Origin of the sequence: Sphaerospermopsis reniformis (assembly GCF_005402885.1) — a bacterium.
Lineage (GTDB): Bacteria > Cyanobacteriota > Cyanobacteriia > Cyanobacteriales > Nostocaceae > Sphaerospermopsis > Sphaerospermopsis kisseleviana.
Window position 1 is genome coordinate 1 of record NZ_BJCE01000596.1, and the last position, 352, is coordinate 352.

Here is a 352-nt window from a genome sequence, read left to right on the forward strand (position 1 = left end):
TATTGCATTCTTGCTAACTTTTTCTCATACTTTTTATAGATTTTTACTCCATTAAATATTTCTCCTGTTGATAATATTGCTAGATGATTTATTCCTAAATCAACTCCTACAAACTCTTGATTTTTCTCTGTTTCATTGGCTTCAACTTCTATTTTCCAAGAGATAAACCTGCCTGTCGGCAGACATGGCCACTTGTCAGCTTGTTTACTGATGGTGACAGATTTTGGTTTATATCCTGTAGGGAGAATTTCATAAGTTTTTATCCAACCAATTACGGGTACTTTTACCTTTCTGTAGTCAATTTTTATGACACCATCTAAGGTAAAAGAATCATGTTTACCCTTTTTCTTAA

1 protein-coding gene is annotated in these 352 nt (G+C 32.7%); it reads right to left on the reverse strand.

Features of this window, described 5'->3' with window-relative positions; genetic code table 11:
- On the reverse strand, positions 1-352 hold a 352-nt coding region (locus tag FFR48_RS28560; protein WP_236104246.1), incomplete at both ends, for a transposase.